Annotated in this window: 14 protein-coding genes; 8 read left to right on the forward strand and 6 right to left on the reverse strand. The window is 64.9% G+C overall.

Annotated elements, in window-relative coordinates:
* Nucleotides 1-10 precede the first annotated feature (10 nt).
* From ACROSR_RS12655 to ACROSR_RS12670, 4 genes are all read right to left on the reverse strand, one after another.
* Nucleotides 11-2,131, reverse strand: coding sequence for a hypothetical protein (locus ACROSR_RS12655; RefSeq protein WP_432685580.1), 2,121 nt, complete (start codon nt 2,129-2,131; stop codon nt 11-13).
* An 87-nt stretch (nt 2,132-2,218) separates the two neighbouring features.
* Complete coding sequence (locus ACROSR_RS12660) at nt 2,219-2,602, reverse strand: hypothetical protein (protein WP_432685582.1); 384 nt, start codon at nt 2,600-2,602, stop codon at nt 2,219-2,221.
* Nucleotides 2,599-3,909 (reverse strand): recombinase family protein, encoded by a 1,311-nt coding sequence (locus ACROSR_RS12665; protein WP_432685584.1) that lies wholly within the window; start codon nt 3,907-3,909, stop codon nt 2,599-2,601. Before ACROSR_RS12665 ends, ACROSR_RS12660 begins: the two co-directional genes overlap by 4 nt.
* A complete protein-coding gene (locus ACROSR_RS12670; protein ID WP_432685586.1) occupies nt 3,906-4,358 on the reverse strand; it encodes a DUF2924 domain-containing protein in 453 nt (150 codons plus the stop codon). The genes ACROSR_RS12665 and ACROSR_RS12670 overlap by 4 nt, the downstream gene beginning before the upstream one ends.
* 391 nt (nt 4,359-4,749) lie before the next feature.
* On the opposite strand from ACROSR_RS12670, the gene ACROSR_RS12675 reads away from it, so the two are divergent.
* Nucleotides 4,750-5,526 carry a hypothetical protein gene (locus ACROSR_RS12675; RefSeq protein WP_432685588.1) on the forward strand — a complete coding sequence of 259 codons (777 nt, stop codon included), beginning with the start codon at nt 4,750-4,752 and terminating at the stop codon, nt 5,524-5,526.
* Between the two features lie 97 nt (nt 5,527-5,623).
* Here the strand turns inward: ACROSR_RS12675 and ACROSR_RS12680 are convergent, their stop codons facing one another.
* Nucleotides 5,624-6,880 (reverse strand): ISL3 family transposase, encoded by a 1,257-nt coding sequence (locus ACROSR_RS12680; RefSeq protein ID WP_432685590.1) that lies wholly within the window; start codon nt 6,878-6,880, stop codon nt 5,624-5,626.
* Nucleotides 6,881-7,447: 567 nt separating this feature from the next.
* Between ACROSR_RS12680 and ACROSR_RS12685 the strand changes: the two genes are divergently transcribed.
* Genes ACROSR_RS12685 through ACROSR_RS12695 form a run of 3 tightly spaced genes read left to right on the forward strand, consistent with a single transcriptional unit; the run spans nt 7,448 to nt 10,926 of the window.
* Nucleotides 7,448-8,269, forward strand: a complete 822-nt coding sequence (locus ACROSR_RS12685) for an alpha/beta fold hydrolase (RefSeq protein ID WP_432685591.1) — start codon at nt 7,448-7,450, stop codon at nt 8,267-8,269.
* Between the two features lie 42 nt (nt 8,270-8,311).
* Entirely contained in the window at nt 8,312-9,358 is a 1,047-nt protein-coding gene (locus ACROSR_RS12690; RefSeq protein WP_432685593.1) for a P-loop NTPase family protein, read from the forward strand.
* Nucleotides 9,358-10,926, forward strand: a complete 1,569-nt coding sequence (locus tag ACROSR_RS12695) for an ABC transporter transmembrane domain-containing protein (protein WP_432685595.1) — start codon at nt 9,358-9,360, stop codon at nt 10,924-10,926. Before ACROSR_RS12690 ends, ACROSR_RS12695 begins: the two co-directional genes overlap by 1 nt.
* Before the next feature lie 515 nt (nt 10,927-11,441).
* Here the strand turns inward: ACROSR_RS12695 and ACROSR_RS12700 are convergent.
* A complete protein-coding gene (locus ACROSR_RS12700; protein WP_432685597.1) occupies nt 11,442-11,627 on the reverse strand; it encodes a hypothetical protein in 186 nt (61 codons plus the stop codon).
* Nucleotides 11,628-12,394: 767 nt separating this feature from the next.
* Here ACROSR_RS12700 and ACROSR_RS12705 point away from each other — a divergent pair.
* The 4 genes from ACROSR_RS12705 (at nt 12,395) to ACROSR_RS12720 (ending at nt 17,488) form a co-directional block, all read left to right on the forward strand.
* The gene (locus tag ACROSR_RS12705; RefSeq protein WP_432685599.1) at nt 12,395-15,865 is read left to right on the forward strand and encodes a toprim domain-containing protein; all 3,471 of its coding nucleotides are present in this window, start codon (nt 12,395-12,397) and stop codon (nt 15,863-15,865) included.
* Entirely contained in the window at nt 15,862-16,374 is a 513-nt protein-coding gene (locus tag ACROSR_RS12710; protein ID WP_432685601.1) for a hypothetical protein, read from the forward strand. The genes ACROSR_RS12705 and ACROSR_RS12710 overlap by 4 nt, the downstream gene beginning before the upstream one ends.
* Nucleotides 16,371-16,910 (forward strand): hypothetical protein, encoded by a 540-nt coding sequence (locus ACROSR_RS12715; RefSeq protein ID WP_432685603.1) that lies wholly within the window; start codon nt 16,371-16,373, stop codon nt 16,908-16,910. Before ACROSR_RS12710 ends, ACROSR_RS12715 begins: the two co-directional genes overlap by 4 nt.
* Nucleotides 16,911-17,041: 131 nt before the next feature.
* Complete coding sequence (locus tag ACROSR_RS12720; RefSeq protein ID WP_432685605.1) at nt 17,042-17,488, forward strand: DUF6362 family protein; 447 nt, start codon at nt 17,042-17,044, stop codon at nt 17,486-17,488.
* The last annotated feature ends 659 nt before the right edge of the window (nt 17,489-18,147 follow it).

Consider the following 18,147-nt stretch of genomic DNA (forward strand, 5'->3'; position numbering starts at 1 on the left):
AATGAAGGCGCTAGCTACTTGGAAGTCCCAAGCGGTCGAAGAACGCACGATTGCGCTCTGTCGCCGACGCCACCAACCCATCGAATGAAATCACTTGAATATAGGCATTGTAGAAGGCGCTCGGGTGGTAGCCGAAGTAGCCCATGCCGTCCGCCGTGATCTTGAGATGGTGGAGTTCACAGCACCCCCTGAGATGATCGGTCAGGTCCGCAACCACGTAAACAAATCCCGGAATCTTGTCGGCATTCGGAATCGGTCTGCCGTTCTTCGCCTTCGCGCCCTCCCGGAGTCGCCTCAGGTAGTCCAACGCCTGCAGGATCGGATCGTGCTCTTCGGACTGTCCCGCCTTAAAGCCGCTGCGCATCGGCCGCTTGATCTCCACGACCGTGAGCGATGCTGCTGGTCCGGTCGCCTTGTCCGATACGAGAAGCGGGTTGTCGAAAGTGCGCAGGGAGGCAACGTCAGGCTCCTTGCCGCAAGCACTCTCGGTTATCGGCATGGTCGCAATCGGCTTGTCTGATGCGAGGAAGTCGTGAAACGCGAGCCGTTCATCCAGTAGCCACAGGCTCTGGCGGCGAAACGCAAGGTCATCCGACGTGACGCGCATCGGCACGATCAACTCATGGATGACGTCCTCGCGGACGTATCGACCCGACGCGTCCCGTTCTATCGCCTTTGCCAAGAGATCAATGATAACGCGCCTGTGCGTGACATAGTTCGCCAAGTCGGACTGCTTCAGGTCCGATACCTTCTGCAGGTAGTCATCTAGGCGCTTCTCGTATGCCTCCTCGGTTTCATCGTCGCCGGGCGACAGCACCTTGTGCCCTTCACTTAGAAGGTTCTGCTCCACGCGAAACAGGTGCTTGTGCAGCAAGGCGTCCAGGTTGGCATCCGAGATGTTAGCGTCAACGACCAGTTCGTCTGAGGGGATGTGCGCGAGGATGGGGCGGTATCGGGGTGCCTTCTTCGCGACGAACGTCGCGACCCGTTCTTTGCCGGCCGCAATGTTCTGCTCAAGCGCATCAGAAAGAAACACTTTCACGCGTGGTAGCACCGCTTCTCGGATGTCGCGGAACGAGATGTCGGTAGCGGCGAACATGCCGTCCACCTCGTCCTCGATGTTGAAGCCGATACGCTGCTCCACGACGCGTTCGTTGAGGAATGGACTGGTGAGGTACGCGGCATAGGTGAACTGTCCGCGATTGTCCGTCACGGCTCCGGCCAGCCCGGGAATCTTCCCTTGGATTGCCTCTTCTTTCACGAGTCTTCCGGCTGCGCAGTAGTTTAACCCGTGAGTTTTGTTGACGGCGGCGCGGAACTTCACATGCATAATCTCGAATGGCTCACCCTTGATCTCGACCTGTTCGGCGTGAGCGGCGGAGTGCATGTGTTCGTCGTAGAGGTCGTCCAGCACGAGTTGATCCGGCCCGTCCTCGACGACGATCTCTGGAACGCCCTGCTCTCGGACAAAGTACCAGAGGCAATGTTCGAGCAATCCAATGGCGATCACCCGGGCTGTCTTCGGCGCCTGCTCGGCAAAGCGTGGCTCGAAGCCTTCGAGACAAAGCACTGTTCGCTTTGGGCCGGAAGCAGACTCCACGTCCCCTTCCGGCTTTACATCGTGCGCGACATCGAAGCGGAACCGTCGGCATTTAAGCTCGCTGTCCTCGGCGAACACCGAGTCGACCCGCACTTGCTTGAATGCCTTCAGCCACATCAAGCGCCCTATGCCGCGGCAGCCTCGCTGAGCTTTCCACAGACTGTCGAGGGTTCGAAAGGACTTCCAGTTGTCTTCGGTGAAGCCGATGCCATCGTCCGTGACCTCGAACCCCGTGATCCTCTCTCGCGCGCTGCCTTTCCCCTCGAGTTGGAGCGAGGTCTGCAGCGATCGGATCACCCTCACTGTGATCTTGTGTGATCGGATCGGCTGCGCACCTGCGGCAGCATCGTCCTCGACCGCCTGAATCGAGTTTACGACGGCCTCATACAGGGGGATCATACCCTTCGAGGCAGCGAGGTAAGTGTTCCGAAGGCGGCCTTGCAGAAGGCTTTCCATAAACTCAACCGGCAAATCACTGTTATCGCGGCTGCGTTTCTCCAGAGATGCAACCACACCTTCGCAATCTTCCATGGACGGCCTCCTTAAGGAAGTGTTTTCATGGCGTAAGCGGCGGGCCGCGAAAGCATTTCGTCGCGAACCTCGCGGCGAAGTTGGCGTTCAGCTGAAGTGCAGCGTCTGCTTTCCCCACTCCACCGGAAACGAACCCAGCACGCGCGCGAGCGTCACCTCCGGTCCCGGCCTGCCATCTAGGATAGCCTCGACGGTTTCGGGGGCGAGCAGTGTCAGGCGCAGAATGCGGTTCATATATGAGGGCGCGATCCCCTCACGCTCGGCCAGTTCGGCGATGGTCGTGAACTCGCCCGACTCCAGCATCCTTTTCCAACGGAACGCTCGGGCCAGCGCCTTGACGAGCGCGTTGTCGCTCCGTCGCGTCTGCGCGGCGCCTTCCGGCAACTGCATCTCCTTCCGCCCGCCGCGCTTCACGACGCGGAACGGGACGTGGAGCGTCACCGTGTCTGGGATCGGAGCCCCGCGGGTCATGCGGCTTCCCCGATGCCGCCGGCCAGCATCTCGCGCGCGAGGCCGCTGAGCCCATCTGTGCGGAGCCTGACGTTGAGCCCGTCCGTGCCGATGTCCACGCGCTCGACTAGCAGCGCCACGATGCGGGCCTGTTCGGCGGGGAAGAGTTCATCCCACAGCGGGTCGAGCTGCTGCAGTGCCGAGCGTGCGTCGGCCTCGGTGATGTCGTCGGCGTGGCTGCGCGCCACCTTCCATGTGCCGGCCACGAGTTCGGGCTGGCGGAACACTGCGCGCAGCTGGTCAATGACGGCGGCCTCAATCTCCCCCGCGGGCACGCGGCCCACCGGGCATGACCCGGCACCGTGCTTCAGCACGGTTTGGCTGACATAGTAGCGGTACAGCCTGCCACACTTGCGGGTGTGCGTGGGCGAGAACGCGGCACCGTCGGGACCGAAGAGCAGCCCCTTCAGCAGCGCGGGCGTGTCGGCGCGTGTGCGGGCCGCGCGATTGCGGGGGCTTTCCTGCAGGATGGCGTGGACGCGGTCCCATGTCTCGCGGTCGATGATGGCATCGTGTTCGCCGGGGTAGCTCTCGCCCTTGTGCACTGCCTCGCCGATATAGGCGCGGTTGTTCAGCATCCGGTAGAGGTACTTCTTGTCGAACCGGTTGCCGCGCGGCGTGCGGATGCCACGCTTGCCCACCTCCCGCGCCAGTTCCGTGCCCGAGCCGATCTCGAGGAACTGCGCGAAGACCCAGCGAACATGGTCGGCGCGCTCCTCGTCGACCAGCAACTTCCGGTTCTCGACGCGGTAGCCGTAGGGCGGCACCCCGCCCATCCACATGCCCTTCTTTCGGCTGGCAGCGACCTTGTCGCGGATGCGCTCGGCCGTCACCTCCCGCTCGAACTGTGCGAACGACAGCAGTATGTTCAGCGTCAGCCGCCCCATGGATGTCGTGGTGTTGAACGACTGCGTAACCGAGACGAATGTCACGTCATTGCGGTCGAACACCTCGACCAGCTTGGCGAAATCGGCGAGCGACCGGCTGAGGCGGTCGATCTTGTAGACCACCACCACGTCGACCAGCCCGTCCTCGATGTCATCCAGCAGCCGCTGCAGGCCGGGGCGGTCGAGCGTGCCGCCGGAGATGCCGCCATCGTCATACTGATCGCGGACCAGCACCCAGCCCTCGGAGCGCTGGCTGGCGACGAACGCCTCGCAGGCTTCCCGCTGGGCGTGGAGCGAGTTGAACTCCTGCTCCAGCCCTTCCTCCGACGACTTGCGCGTGTAGATCGCGCAACGCTGCTTGCGGACGATGGGTTTCGTCATGCCCGCGCCCTCCGGCTCTTTAGCCCGAAGAAGACCCACCCGTTCCACCGCGTGCCGGTGATCGCGCGGGCAATGGCCGAGATCGACTTGTACGGTCGCCCCTGCCACTCGAACCCGTCGGCGGTGACGGTGACGACGTGCTCGACCCCCTGCCATTCGCGGAGCAACCGCGTGCCAGTGATCGGTTTCAGGTCTGCGCGAATGCGGCTTTTCTTCCGGTCGCCGCCGTCGAGATCCTCGCCCAGCCGTTCCAGCCGCCGGACTGTCTCCGGCTTCAGCCCGCCATAGGCCAGTTCCTGGATGCGATAGGCCAGCCGGCTCTCCAGGTAGCGGCGGTTGAATGGCGGCGGTTCGCTGTCGAACAGGTCGCGCCATTGCTTTTTCAGGTCCGGCGTCGGCGTGGTTTTCAGCGCGACCAGGCGCGCGGGGATGGGATCATGCGTTGTCATGGGGTCTCCTCATGCGTTGGAGTTGCATGAAGGCATTGGCCGGCCGGAGAGTGTAGGGGAAGTTCTCCAGTATCTTCAGAATGTTCGCCCCGCTCGCACAACCTGAGTCGCACCAGCCCGAGGGCCAGCAGGCCGCACAGCTCGGCGCGGCGCTCGGTTGCGGTCATCTGGTCTGGCGGGAGTGGGTTCGGGCGCTTCATCGGGATGCTCAGGTCAATGGACATGTCCACACCAAACAGGAATGCAGGAGCCGTCGCGACCTCCGAACGGGTCAACCCGGTCCCAACGACTGAGGGCGGAACCGTTTCACCCTTTCAGTAGGCGCTCCTTGATCGGCACCTTTGTACTCTTTATGTTCTCGATCAGCGGGCGGCTCGGGTAGGAGAATCAAATGACGGTCGGATGTGGTTTGGGAACAAGTTGGTGCCTCGGAACCGCGCTCTCTCATATTGAGCAAGTCGAAGCCTTCGAATGGCACCAGCAATTCTATCGCGATCTTTTCGACAACAAGACCTTGGAGTTAGGCGCCGACACATCGCCGCTCAACGCCGTGAAAAGTTCGCCAGGGATTGCGTCCACTGCTTTCGACGGTCTGCTGCTGGCATTGCGGGACGGCTACATTCGCGCAACAGGCAGATGCTCGACGATCAGAAAAGCTGTTTCGGCGGATACCGGTAAGGTCTGGCGCCTGCATGCGTCGGACCCAACCCTGATTACAACTGATGAATGGCGGTCCGGCGAGTTTGATACCGAAAGCTTTACACTGACCGGACCATCCTGGCAATTTATCCAGATCGAGGTGCCTGATTTCATGGTCAAGGCGATTTGGCCAGATTGGCCGGAAAGCGATGCCCCAAGGGCGCACGAGGAGCAGTTTACGTCCGCGTATACAACACCTTACCTGCAACTCATGCAGGAAGCGATCGCGCATTTTGGCTTGACGTGTCAATACCAGAGCAAGAAGGAAAACCTCTCGGACTGGTTTCTTGACAAGCGGATCGAAGGCGAGCCGATATCGCGCAATCTCGCAAACGCCATGGCCACACTGGTTAGATTACCGACTGCTCAGCGCGGCGGGGCGAAGAGGATGCAAGGGCCGGACTTGCGCAACGCGAAGTCGGCTGCGGAAACCAACGGGGGGCACCCGGAAAGTGAGTTCTCGAAATAAGGGCTTTCAACAAATTGAACTTTTGAACCGGGTGTTTCCTCCCTGCAGGATCTCTTCGGGCTTCTTCGCGATCTGTGTGGGTGGGCTGCATTTCCGGTCATCGGACGACAGCACCACATGTTGTATCGTAGGGTGATGCGGGTAGGCGCTTGAGCCGGCCGGCGACGAGGTAAGCCATGTTGATGAAGTTCCGTGTCGTGCGATAGCCGCGGGCGCGGGCCTTGGCCGCCTGGATCAGGCCGTTGATGGCTTCGACACCGCCATTGGTCAGCCGGCTGTCAAACCCGTTCAGGATCCCGTCCCAGTGCGCCCCAAGCGTTCTGGCGAGCTTGTGGAACGGTGCCAGGCGGGATCGCTTCGCCCAAGCCAGCCACGCGGTCAGCAGCTCCGCCGCCTCGGCCTTGCTGTCGGCCTGGGCGAAGATGTCCCGCAACCCTTCCTTCATCCGGAACGCCCGCGCGGTCTTGAGCTTGCGGCGCGACAGGTCGTGGTGCTGCGCGATCTGGGTCTTCGTCCAGTGGTGCTTGTCCTTCAGCCACATCCAGCGCGACCGCTTGAGGGCGGGTTCCGTCCGTACTTCGGCGCGCCGGACCTCTTCCAGCGCCTCGTTGGCGAGTTTCACGACGTGGAAGCGATCGAAGGTGACCGCCGCCTCGGGCAGATGCCTGGCCACCCCCGCGATGTAGGACCGGCTCATGTCGATGCAGGCGGCAGTGATCCTGCTCACATCGCCGCCATGCGCCTCAAGATCCTCGACGAAGCTGGCCACGGTGCCCTGATCGCGCCCCTCGCAGGCAAAGAGCAGACGCCGGGCCTCGAGATCATGGACAAGGGTGATGTAGGCGTGCCCGCGCCGGGCGGCGGTCTCGTCGATCCCGACGGCGGTGACATCGCTGAAATCCTCCTCGGCCCGTGCAGCCTCGACGTAATGCGTCACGACGCGCCAGATGCGGTCGTCGCCCACGTCCAACAGCTCGGCCACGGCATTCACCGGCATCGCGCGCACCAGCGCGACCACGAAGGCATCGAAGAGCTGCGTGAAGCCCGAGCCGCTACACGCCCAGGGCACCGTCACCTGCCGGGTCTTGCTGCACTCGCGGCAGGCGACACGCGGGATGGCGGCATGGATGATCGCCTTGTGCTCGAAGAACCGCAGGTGTTCCCAGCGGCGCCGCCGCGTGTCGTGGACCGGCTGGTCCGCCGCACCGCAGGACGGGCAGGTAAACCGGCTGCCAGGCTTGAACGTGACCTCGAAGTTGATCTGCTTCGCGGTCGCGTCAAACGCCACATCTTCGACATACCACGGCGCCTCCAGCCCAAGCGCCATCGTGAAGAGGCTCGTCTGCGGTTCCATGTCATCCTCCTGTCGCCGATAAGTGAGGACAAGGTAACCGGGGGTCGTCGTCGCGCCAACAGGGCCCGGCGCGCCCGCCGCTCCGAGAGTTGGCGTCTACGCGACGGACGCGCCTCCCGTAAGCACAACATGTGGACCCCCCTCAGACGGAAACCGGCTCAACAGCCCACAGAAATCGCGAACGGACCTCTCTTCGCGCCGCTGAACGGATGATGGGTGCCGGGTCGATACGGACATTGCCACGGGGCTGAAATAGCTTGCTGAGCATTGTTGTGGTTCACAACAATGCCCCGAACATGGACATCGTTGGCGGCTCCAACGATGTTCACAGCCTACGTCCCAACGCTGAGCGAGCCCAAAAGGTGTTGCAGGCACCAACATTCCGCCTCTGCCAGACGTCGATTGTCATGTTGGCCGGTACCAAGCGGTGGGCTGGGGCGGATCTATGCTCATCATTGGCGATGGAATAGAATCACCTTATTTCTAACACATAATTGTAATGCGTCCGGAATAAAGCGTTTGCAGAGCCGTTGTCATGGCAACGGTGACCCGATCAGGAGAGAAAAGATGAACGACATGTCAGGGGACCTTAGCACGCCCGATCATCAAACCATCACGGCCTGCAGCACCGCCGGCAAGCTGACGGCCCGGATCATCCGGCCCGTGCGTAGCGTTGTGGCGCCGCCGCTATTGGTCTTGCATGGCATATCGCGCAATGCCAAGACGTTGGAGCGACTGTTCGCCCCCGAGGCGGAACGGACGGGCCGCACCATCATCGTGCCGCATTTCCCGGAGCCCTCCTGGCCCGATTTCCAGCGCCCGAGCAAGGCCGCGCGCCCGGATCTGGCCTTGCTCGCGCTGATCGACGCCGTCACCGCAAGGCTGCCCGATTGCGCGGGTCCGGTGGATCTGTTCGGCCATTCCGGCGGGGCGCAACTGGCGCATCGCTTTGCCATGGTCTACCCGCACCGCGTGGCCGGGCTGCATCTGGCGGCGGCAGGCTGGTACTGCCTGCCCGACGAGACGATGCCCTACCCGTATGGCCTCGCGCCGGGCAAGGACAGCTTCGACATCGTCTGGGCACGGCGCAATGCCGCAGGGTTGCGCGACTTCCTGCACCTGCCCACATGCGTTTATGCCGGCACCAGGGATGTGAGCCGCGACCCGGCCCTGCGCATGACCCGTGACCTCGACGCGCGGCAGGGGCGCAACCGCCACGCGCGCGCCCGCACCTATGTCGCGGCGCTGAACGCGGCGGCGGAGCGAAACGGCCTGCCACCCTGCGCACACCTCATCGAACTGATCGATTGCGACCACGATGTGGAGCGCGCGATCACCCGCAATGACCTCGCCGCCCGGGTCCTCGACGCCCCACGCGTCGCAATTTGACCCCGGAATCCCGGCCACACCCATTCTATCAGGAGATACCCCATGCCCTTCCAAGCGTCCCTCGACCGCGCCAAATGGACATTCGTCACCCGCCGGGTGGAGCGCAGCCGCATCGTCCGCCATGACACCGATTTCGCCGCGGCGAGGCCCGGCGATCTGATCCTCGCCCATGTCGACAAGCTCGGGCAGCACCGCCGCGTGCAGCTGCCCTCGGGGCGGCCCTCGTTCATCTTTCCCGGCGATGCCGTCGTGATGGCCTGCGGCGCGCGCTACGCCCCCGACCAGTTCGAGGGTCTGGCCGAGATCGACCCCAAGGGCGCGGATCAACTGGCCGGGGGCGGCTGTATCGGGCGGATGGTGGCGCGCAACAGCCAGATCAAACCGGCCACGCGGCTGATGCCCGCGGCACGGCTGCTCGATGCTGCGGGACGTGCGGTCAATCTCGCGGATTTCGCACTCGCCCCCCGCCCCGGCGCGCCGCGCCCGCCGGTGATCGGCGTGCTCGGCACCTCGATGAATTCGGGCAAGACGCTGGCCATGGCACAGCTTGTCCTCGGGCTGCGGCGCGCGGGGTTTCGCGCCGGCGCGCTCAAGATCACCGGCACGGGGGCGTTTGGCGACTATAACGAATACTGCGACAGCGGCGCGCATTACGTGGGCGATTTCACCGATGCCGGGATGGTCACCACCTACCGAGAGCCGTTGGACCGCATCAAGACCGCCGCCGAGCTCCTGATCGCCGAGGCCGGACACCAGGGCTGCGAAATCGTGGTGATGGAGGTGGCCGACGGGCTGTTGCAGCGCGAAACCGCCGCGCTCATCGCCGATCCGTGGCTCAATGACCTGCTTTCGGGTCTGGTTTTCGCGAGTGGCGACGCTGTGGCAGCGGTCGGCGGCGTCGCGATCCTCGCGCGTCACGGGCTGAAACCCGATGCGGTGACCGGCATGCTCAGCTGTTCGCCCATGGCCAGCGCAGAGGCCGGTGGTGCCACGGGACTGCCCGTGCTGACCAGGGCCGATCTGAGCGACCCGGCCGAGGCCACCGGCTTTGCCCTGCGCGCCGGGCTGGGCCGCAAGGAGGCCGCCTGATGGCGATGCCCGGTCTCATGGAGAACGGGCGCTGGCGGGGGCTGGCGCGCGTAAGCCTCGTGACGCTGGTGCAGGGCGGTGCCGCGGGTGCGGCGGCCTTCGCCACCCGCGGGCTCTTCGAGGCGCTGAACGCCAGGGCAAGCCTTCCGCTTGGCCTGATCGCGGTGCTGGCCGCCTCGGGCCTGGTGATCGCCGGCGCGCGGGTGCTGGCGCGTCTGATGGGCGAACGGCTGGGGCAGGATTATGCCCTGTCGATCCGCCTCGCCCTGCTGGAGCACGCCTCGGGCATGCCCGCAAGTGCTGTCGCCGCGCGCCGCAGCGGCTACATGAGCCTGCGTTTCGTGGGCGACATGACCGCCTTTCGCAACTGGCTGGGCAAGGGCCTGCCGCGCCTGATCGCGGGCGCGGTGATGATTCCCGTCGCCTGCGCCGTGCTCTGGGGGCTGGAGCCGCGCTTTGCGCTTGTCGTCACCCCGCTTTTCGTCGTCACGCTTGGCGTAATGGCCTTTGCCGGGCCCCGGCTGGAGCCGCTGCACCGCCGTCTGCGCGCCCGGCGTGCCCGCATCGCCGCCGAGATGGCCGAACGCATGCCGCTCGCCCCCGAGCTTGACCGTATGGGACGTCGCCCCGCCGAGTTGCGCAGCCTGCGCAAACGCACCGAGCGGATGATCCGCGCCGGGCTGCAGCGGCTGTTCTGGGCGGAAACGCTCAAGGCTCTGCCGGATGCGGTGGCGGGTCTGGCCGCATGCGCGGTGATCGTCACCGGGGCCATGGCCGGTACCGGCACGGGCACCATCGCCGGTGCGCTCGCCGCCATCGGCCTCGTGCTGACACCGCTGCGCGATCTGGCGAGCGTCTGGAATTTCCGCGCGGCCCATCTCGCGGCGCAGCGGAAATGCGGCGCCGCCCTGGCACGCGACCAGCGCGCGATCGGGCATGGCGACCAGCGCCTGCCCGGGGGGCCGCTGCATGTGTGCCTGCGCGATCTGCCGATGCCGCAGGGCGCGCCGCTCTCGCTGGAGATTCCGGCGGGCACGCGGCAATCCCTGACCTGCGATCCGCGCGACGCAGATGCCCTGTTTTCCGCGCTTTGCGGGCTCGAACAGGTGCCGCCCGGCCATATCACCCTGTCGGGCCTCTGCCTGACGGAATTGTCGCGCGGCAGCCTGCGGCGTGGCGTTCAGCGGATCGACAGCATGCCGGCGGTGCTGAAGGGCTCGCTGCGGCGCAACCTGACGCTCGGTCTGCGGCAGCGCCCGTCGGATAAAAAGCTGGAGCGCATCGCGCGCAAGGCGGGCCTGGGCACCCTGCTGACCCGGCTCGGCGGCCTCGACGGCGCACTGGCCGAAGGCGGGCGCAACCTGTCGACCGGAGAGCGCAGCGCGCTGTCGCTGGCCCGCGTGTTGCTCGGCACACCGCAGCTTGTCTTGCTTGGCGAGGCGCTCTGGCATCTCGACCCCGAGGCCCAAGGGGCGCTTGCGGCGCATCTCGACACCTGCGGCGCGACCGTCCTGCGCCATCCGGTTCTGGCCGGGGCGACGCATGACGGGCCCCTGGCCGCTGCCTGAATGTTGAAGCGAGCGAGCGCGCCCAAAGCCCGCACGATGCGATGGCCGGAATGCCGGGTTCGGCGCTGATACAAGATCTGACCCGGGCACAACAAAGCGGGCAGGCCCTGGCCTGCCCGCTTGAGGCGTGATCGACAGGCGCGGCTCAGGCCGTGCTTTGCGACGTTCCGCGGCTCATGATCCCGATTGCGACCAAGACGACACTGACCGCTAGGATGACGCCAAGCGTCAGGTTGGGGACGAAGAAGGTCGAATAAATCTCACACCCGAGCATGATGCATCTGCTGCGCCATCTGCAATGCGACGGGCTGGCCCGCCTCGCGGAGACAACCGGCTGCACCCGAGTATGGGGAGGCTGCGTAAAGGCCAACTATAAAGCCTCTTCCAGGTCATGAGAACAATATTGGTATTTAAAAGTCCTCATGCATGCCGACACACGTGTCGCACTAATAGAAGTATGTGCGCAGCACGTAATGTTCCGACACCTTATAGGCAAAGTTGGAAAGATATGACCGTCATACGGTATCAGCGGATGCTTGGTGCCCGTTTTGGCTGGCTGGTTTCCTGATCGACAATACGAGTTTTACGGACTTGGTGACTTCACACTTTCCGTCCTTGGCGACGGCGGCACCAAGGTTGGGCACTTGGGTGTTGCGGCCTGCAACACCCAGATCGCCACCGTCGAAGATGTCGGGCTTCACCGCGCGGGGCCACACTCATTGGTCGCAATGGCAAACACAGCACCGTTACCGACAGCAATGACGCAGCGACCGCGGCCCACATTGCCGCTGCTGGGAACGTGTCGACGAAGCGCGCCCGATCCTCGGCGCTGAACTCGTTGCCCATGTCATCTTTATCCGCAACCGAGTTTTGATCCTGATCGGGTGGTGTTGGGCGACGGCGATGTGTCGCGTTTCAACGCTCCACACGGAAACGTCGAAACGACCGCCGCCGATCTCGGACTCTCTCGTAAAACCACGTCGGCAAGCCAGGAAGGTGCCTGAAAACCGGTTCCAACGGCAGCGGCTCCGGTTGCCGCCTGCCTGACCAGGATTCCGACCAAAGAAAATCCGCTCGACACCGAGGCCGCCACCCTTCCCGCCAAGCCCCGCCGACTGGGTGGAACCGTTCATCTGATTCGCGCCTGAGTGGGGTCAACCCACCTGAATCCAACCGCGCCGAACACCCTTTGGCACGGCACCTCGGAGCCCATGGGGTCCACCCTTTTTCCGACGTAATTCCAATGCCTTGACGGAAGGGTTCCACCCTTTCCAGCCATGTGGTGCGCAGCCGGGCGGACCGGTTCGGACGTCGCGAGGGCTGGCGAAATGGCGGCAGAACCGGGGGCAACACAGCCCTCAATCCGGTTCCAGACACCCGTGCCCACCTGTCATCGCCATTCCCTGCGCATTGCCGCCACGGCCCCCGGGCCGACCGGTGCGCTCGTGCCGTTCGCGTGGATACGGCGATGAGCGCGCGGGACTGGAAGGCGTTTGATGCTGAACTGCGCGCCCGGGTTCCGGATCTCGTGATCGAGGTGCTGGGCAAGCCGAGTTCCAGGGCGAGCCAGGAATGGCGTTGGGGCCGCAAGGGCAGCCTCTCGGTCGTGATCGGTGGTGCCAAGGCGGGTATGTGGTTTGACCACGAGACCGGTCAGGGTGGTGGATTCGTCGATCTGGTTGCTCGCGAGCTTGGCCTCTCACGCCGTGACGCACACGACTGGATCGCCGAGCGCATCGGTATGGGATCTCGCCATGGGCCGGTTTCCCAGCGTAACAGCACCCCGACGCCGGTGGCGAATGTACCAATTGCGCCAAAGGCTCATTCCAGACCGGAAGGCAAACCCGGCAAAATCCCTGACGACGCGGAACCGGCACTCTCGCCTGCCGACGAGGCCGCCACCCGTGCCGCGCGGATCTGGGCATCGGCACGCCCTGCTGCACCCGATCATCCCTATCTCATGGCCAAACAGGCCCCCTCGCTTGCACTGCGCGTGGATGCCCGCGGCCATCTGGTCGTACCGCTGCAGGACGCGGATGGCCGGCTGCACAGCCTGGAGACCATCGCTCCGGACGGTACCAAGCGCTTTCTCGCGGGTGGCGCCAAGCGCGGGCATTTCGCCGTGGTGGGCCTCGACCCTGCGCCGCTCGCCGACCCTACCGGTCAGATCGTGATTTGCGAAGGCTGGGCCACCGGCGCGAGCCTGCACATCGCCACGGGCGATACCGTCATCGCCGCCATGGATGCGGGCAACCTTCGCCCCGTGGCCGAGACGCTGCGCGCGCGGTTCGCGCAGGCCGATCTCGTTCTTGTCGCCGACAATGACCTCAAGCCCGACCGCGACACCAACCCGGGCGTGGAGGCCGCACGCAAGGCCGCGCTTGCCGTTGACGCCCGCCTGGCTGTGCCAGATGCCGCCGGAGACGGCAATGACCTCTTCTGCCAAGAGGGGCCGGAAGCGGTCGCGGCGCTTATCACCGGCGCGGCCAAGATCCCGCCGCCGCCGCCGACCTATCCGGCACCGACGCTCACACCAGACGAAGCCCGCGCATCGCTATCCGACGCGATCGCACGCTTCATGGCGGACGTCCCGGAGTATTGGTCCGCGGTCGAAGCGGCCCGCGAAGCCGCGAAAGACGAGGCCGAGACCCGCGATGCGCTGGATTTCAACACCGTAGCGCGCACCGCCTTTCCGCCGCTGCTCGGCCTGCCGGTCGATGTGGGGCTCGGCAAGACATCACGCGCGCGGGCCGCCATTGCCGATCTGATCGGTTCAGGCGGACTCGGTGGACGCAGGGTGATCTACGCCGTGCCGCGCCATGATCTGGGCACCGAGCAGGTCGCGGCCTTCGGGGAATTGGGTCTGCGCGCGATGCTCTGGAAGGGCCGCACGGCGCCCGATCCCACACCCGAAAACCCCGAGCAACTCATGTGCCTTGATCCCGAAGCAACCTTCGATGCGCTCGAGATCGAGCATCCGGTCGAGCAAAGCTGCTGCAAGGTCAAGCGCGGGGAAGAGGTGCACCTTTGCGCGCAGTTTCATGCCTGCGGCTACCAGCGGCAGAAACCGCAGGCACAGGCGGCGCAGGTCATCGTCTGCGCGCATGACAGCCTCTTTCACATGAAACCGGAGGCGATCGCCACGGTCGGGCTGCTCGTTATCGACGAAGCCTTCTGGCAATCGGGCCTGCGCGGCCTCGATGGCAAGGCCACGCTTACCCAGGACGGTCTGGAACCGGGGCGAACCTCGCTTGCCTGCTACGACGGTAAAGGTAAGATGGACGTGGGCGCCACCGCCGATCTTGTCGACGCCCGCACCCGGCTCTGGAAGGCGCTGCAGGTCGCAGAGCCCGGCCCGCTGCGTCATGGTTTGCTGAAAGCCGTGGGGCTGACGCCCGAGGATTGCCGCAACGCCGCCACGCTCGAACGCCGCCGGATGCGCGATGCGGGGATCCTGCCCGGCATGTCGCCCGCCCAACGTCGCAAGCTTGTCGATGCCGTACTGCCCGCCTCCGGCGAGCCCTGGGCCCCGCCCGGGCGCTGCGCCACGCTCTGGCTGATCCTCGCCGAGGCGCTGGAGAACGGCCATGATGCCGCCGGGGCCGAGCTCGTCCATGAGCGTACCGAGAACGGATCCGTCCGGGCTCTGAAGCTGCGCTGGCGCGCCCGGATGCGCGCCGGCTGGGCCGCCGAGGCACCGATCCTGCATCTCGACGCCACGCTGCGGGCCGAGCTTGTCCAGACCTACCTGCCGCGCATGGACACCGGCACGTCTGTCGCCGCGTGCCAGCCTCATGTCCGCATCCGCCAGGTGACCGGCAGCCCCACCTCGGCACGGGCGTTGACGCCCGGATCCAATGCGCCCGCGCGAGACCGCAAGGCCGCTGTTACCCGGCTGCGCGACCTGCGCGCCTGGATCTCCTTGCGCGCGCGACAGTGCCACCGCGCCGGATCTACCGTCGATCTGCTCGTGATCGGTCAGAAAGCCACGATTGATGCAATTCGCGCCGCGGGCCTGCCACCGCGGGTCGAGGCTGTGCATTTCAACGCGCTGAGCGGTCTCGATCGCTGGGGCGGGATCGGCGGAATGATCATTCTGGGTCGCACGCTGCCTGCCCCGCGGACGGTCGAGTTGATCGCCACGGCGCTGATCGGCCGCGTGCCCGCGCCGAACCCAGAGGATGCGGGCTGGTGGTATCCCATGGTCGAGCGCCGCATCCGGCTCGCGGGCGACCGGACCGCGCCGCTCGCGATGGAGGAACACGCCGATCCCATCGCCGAGGCGGTACGCTGGAGCATCTGCGAGGGCGAGCTGACCCAGGCGATGGGCCGCGGGCGCGGCGTCAACCGCACGGTCGCCACTCCGCTCCAGATCGACCTGCTCACGGATGTGGTCCTGCCGGTAATCGTCGATGCATTGTTGCCGTGGCCCGACCTTCGCCCGACCCGGCGCGACCTGATGGCGCTCACCGGCATCGTCCTCGAGAACGCCGCCGACATGGCCGCGTGCTTTCCGGAGCTCTGGTCTTCGGCTGGGGCAGCAAGGCAGGATCGCTCGAGGAGTGTGACAAACTGCTATTATAGAAGCTTCTATAATAGCCAAATGTCACACTCCTCTGTGGAGGTGATCTATCGCCCGGCAGGCCCCGGCCATCGTGCGCGTGTCGCCCGCGTCGACCTCGTCCGCATTCCCGATCCGGAAGCCTGGCTGACCAACCGCCTCGGACCGCTTGCCCAATGCGATATCGCAGCGCCGCTCGGCGAGCAAGCCTCACAGCATGCAGAGCTGGGCGGTCTGATCGCGCGCATGACCAGCAGCATGCAGGCCGTGCTCACCACCCACCGCGCCGCGCTCGATGCGCTTTCCGCGCGGCTGGAGGCGGTCGCAGCAACCCATCCACCATCACCCCCCAACCCCGAAGAGGAGAAATCATCATGAGTTTCGACAGATTGCGCGTCTATGACGCCGGGCGTTTCCACGAGGTGGACCTGCCCGATTGGTACCATGAGGCCTGCCGTATCAGCGAGACACAACAAGTCGACTGGCACCGGGCCTTCGAGCGTGTGCTCGAGTGCGAATGCAGCCTGCTGACGGAGGAGGGTCTGTGCAGTGCAGGTCTCGAGATACGGTTCTGGCCGAGTGCGATGACTGGCACTTTTGTCATCATCGAGACGCCACTGGCCTTGGTCGAACAGATCGTGGTGGTCGATCCCAAGGACTGGCTGCCGTTTTTGGCCACATATCTTGCCCCGCTGATGGCGGCATCGGCGCAATACGCCATGCTCGAAGTGCAAGGCAAAATCGCAAATGCGTTTATCGCAAGGGCGCGCCATGGCGATGGGAGCCACATCAGTCGCGAAACGGGTCAGAGCCAGATCGATCTCAAACGGGATCTGGAGCGACGTCGGCTTGAACGGTTGCGTGAGACGCAGGGAGGTCTGGCATGAAACGTAATCACCAAATCGGTCTCGAGCGCCGCGACGGCTTCGACGTGGGCCGCGATCCGCGCGACATGGCAACGGGCGATCTGGAGCAGCTGGGTCACGCGGGGGTGTCACCGCTGCGCGCCCTGCGCCTGAACTGTCTCGACTGCTGCAACGGCTCGGCGCAGGAGGTGCGGCTCTGCACAGCGGTCGACTGCCCGAGCTGGCCGTTCCGGATGGGCAAGAACCCGTGGCGGAGGAAGCTGGGTCAGGAAGAGCGCGCTGCCTTGCGGGCTCGACTTGCCCCCAAGGATGCATCAGCGCCGACGGCTGCCCAGAAAACAGGGGGCGAAATCGACGCCTCGGCGTCGGATGGGGTGAGGGTACCAACGACATGGCCGACGATTTTTCTCCCACAGAAATGGACAACGACGAAGGAGATGCATCATGACCGGGATGCGGTTCGCCCCGAAAGGCTACGGCGGCCACCGCGTTCGACGGGCTTACGCGGCTGCACTGCAGCCACGGTCCCGTCTCACCCCCGAGCAGGTCAGGCGTGACGGTTGGCACGAGCAGCACATGCTGGCGGTCTCGCTCGATGATCACCGCCTGACCTGGCCGGAGCGCGAACTGGTGCGGCAGCTGGGCGAGCGTCTGTATGGCAAGCTCCCCGCGGTCCGGGAGGTGCGCAATGACTGACTGGACCACGGGCCGCGTACAGGACCGGCTGGAGCTCGCCGCCGATGTCTTCGCGCAGCTGCCGGCCGTGAAGCCCACCGGCTATTTCAACGCCTGGCCCGAGTACTTCCACAGCTTCGCCGATCACGTGGGTCAGGAGCCCGAGATGAAACGCCCGCGGCCCAGCCCGCGCATGATCACCGAAGCCGATGAGGCCATGCTCTGGCTGCGCTGGCTGGAGCGTGACGACGCCCGGATCGTCTGGCTGCGCGCCAACCGCAAGCCGTGGAAGAAGATCACGTGGGAGATCGGGCTCAGCCGCCCGGCGGCCAACCGGCACTGGCAATACGGCGTCGCGCTGATCACATGGCGTCTCAACGGGCGCGTGCCACCCTCGAAGCGATCGCGGCGGTTCGTGGTCGAGAACGCCGACCGGCTGTCAAGGAAAATCGTCCTGTGAGGGAATTATCGGTGAGACATCCGGGAGGGTTTCACGAACCGGCTCTGAGGCCTACAAACGGGGTATGATCGCACGAGACATGAGCAAAGGGACGATGGCCTGCACCGCTGGATTCCGGGGTCCACCCGGAGTCCGGTTCGGGGTCCAGACGGGGTCCAAAGGGGAGACAGTTCGAAACCGGGCAAACGCCCACCGCTTGACCGGAAAAACTGTCTCCGCCGACCCGTAAGCCATTGATTTTACGGTTCCTTTTCGTGCACTTCGTATGCTGGGGGGCGCAGCGCGCAATTTCGCCAGCGTCAGGGCCGTTTTTTTGGGAGTCCACCCGGAATCCGGATCCACCTACGGCCCCCTGAAAATCTCGTGAATTCAAACACCTGACTGGCTGCGCGGGGTGGATACCTCGTGGATGCCGGAGTCCATCCGGAAGCCGGTGGACCCCGCAGCGCCGGAGTCCACCCCGGCCAATACCGATCAATCATCGACAGGACCCCGCATGACCTTGGCGCACAACATGGCGGCACCTTCGGGTATCGCATTGCCGCGCGCGACGGAAAGAAAACGTGGCACCCGCGTACGATCGTAAGCGCGATCTGGGGCCCACCTTCTTCTGACTTATGATTTCTGGGAATCCGTCCCTGTCTTGGAATAGGGAAGGA

Origin of the sequence: Roseovarius tibetensis, assembly GCF_050896375.1 — a bacterium.
Lineage (GTDB): Bacteria > Pseudomonadota > Alphaproteobacteria > Rhodobacterales > Rhodobacteraceae > Roseovarius > Roseovarius tibetensis.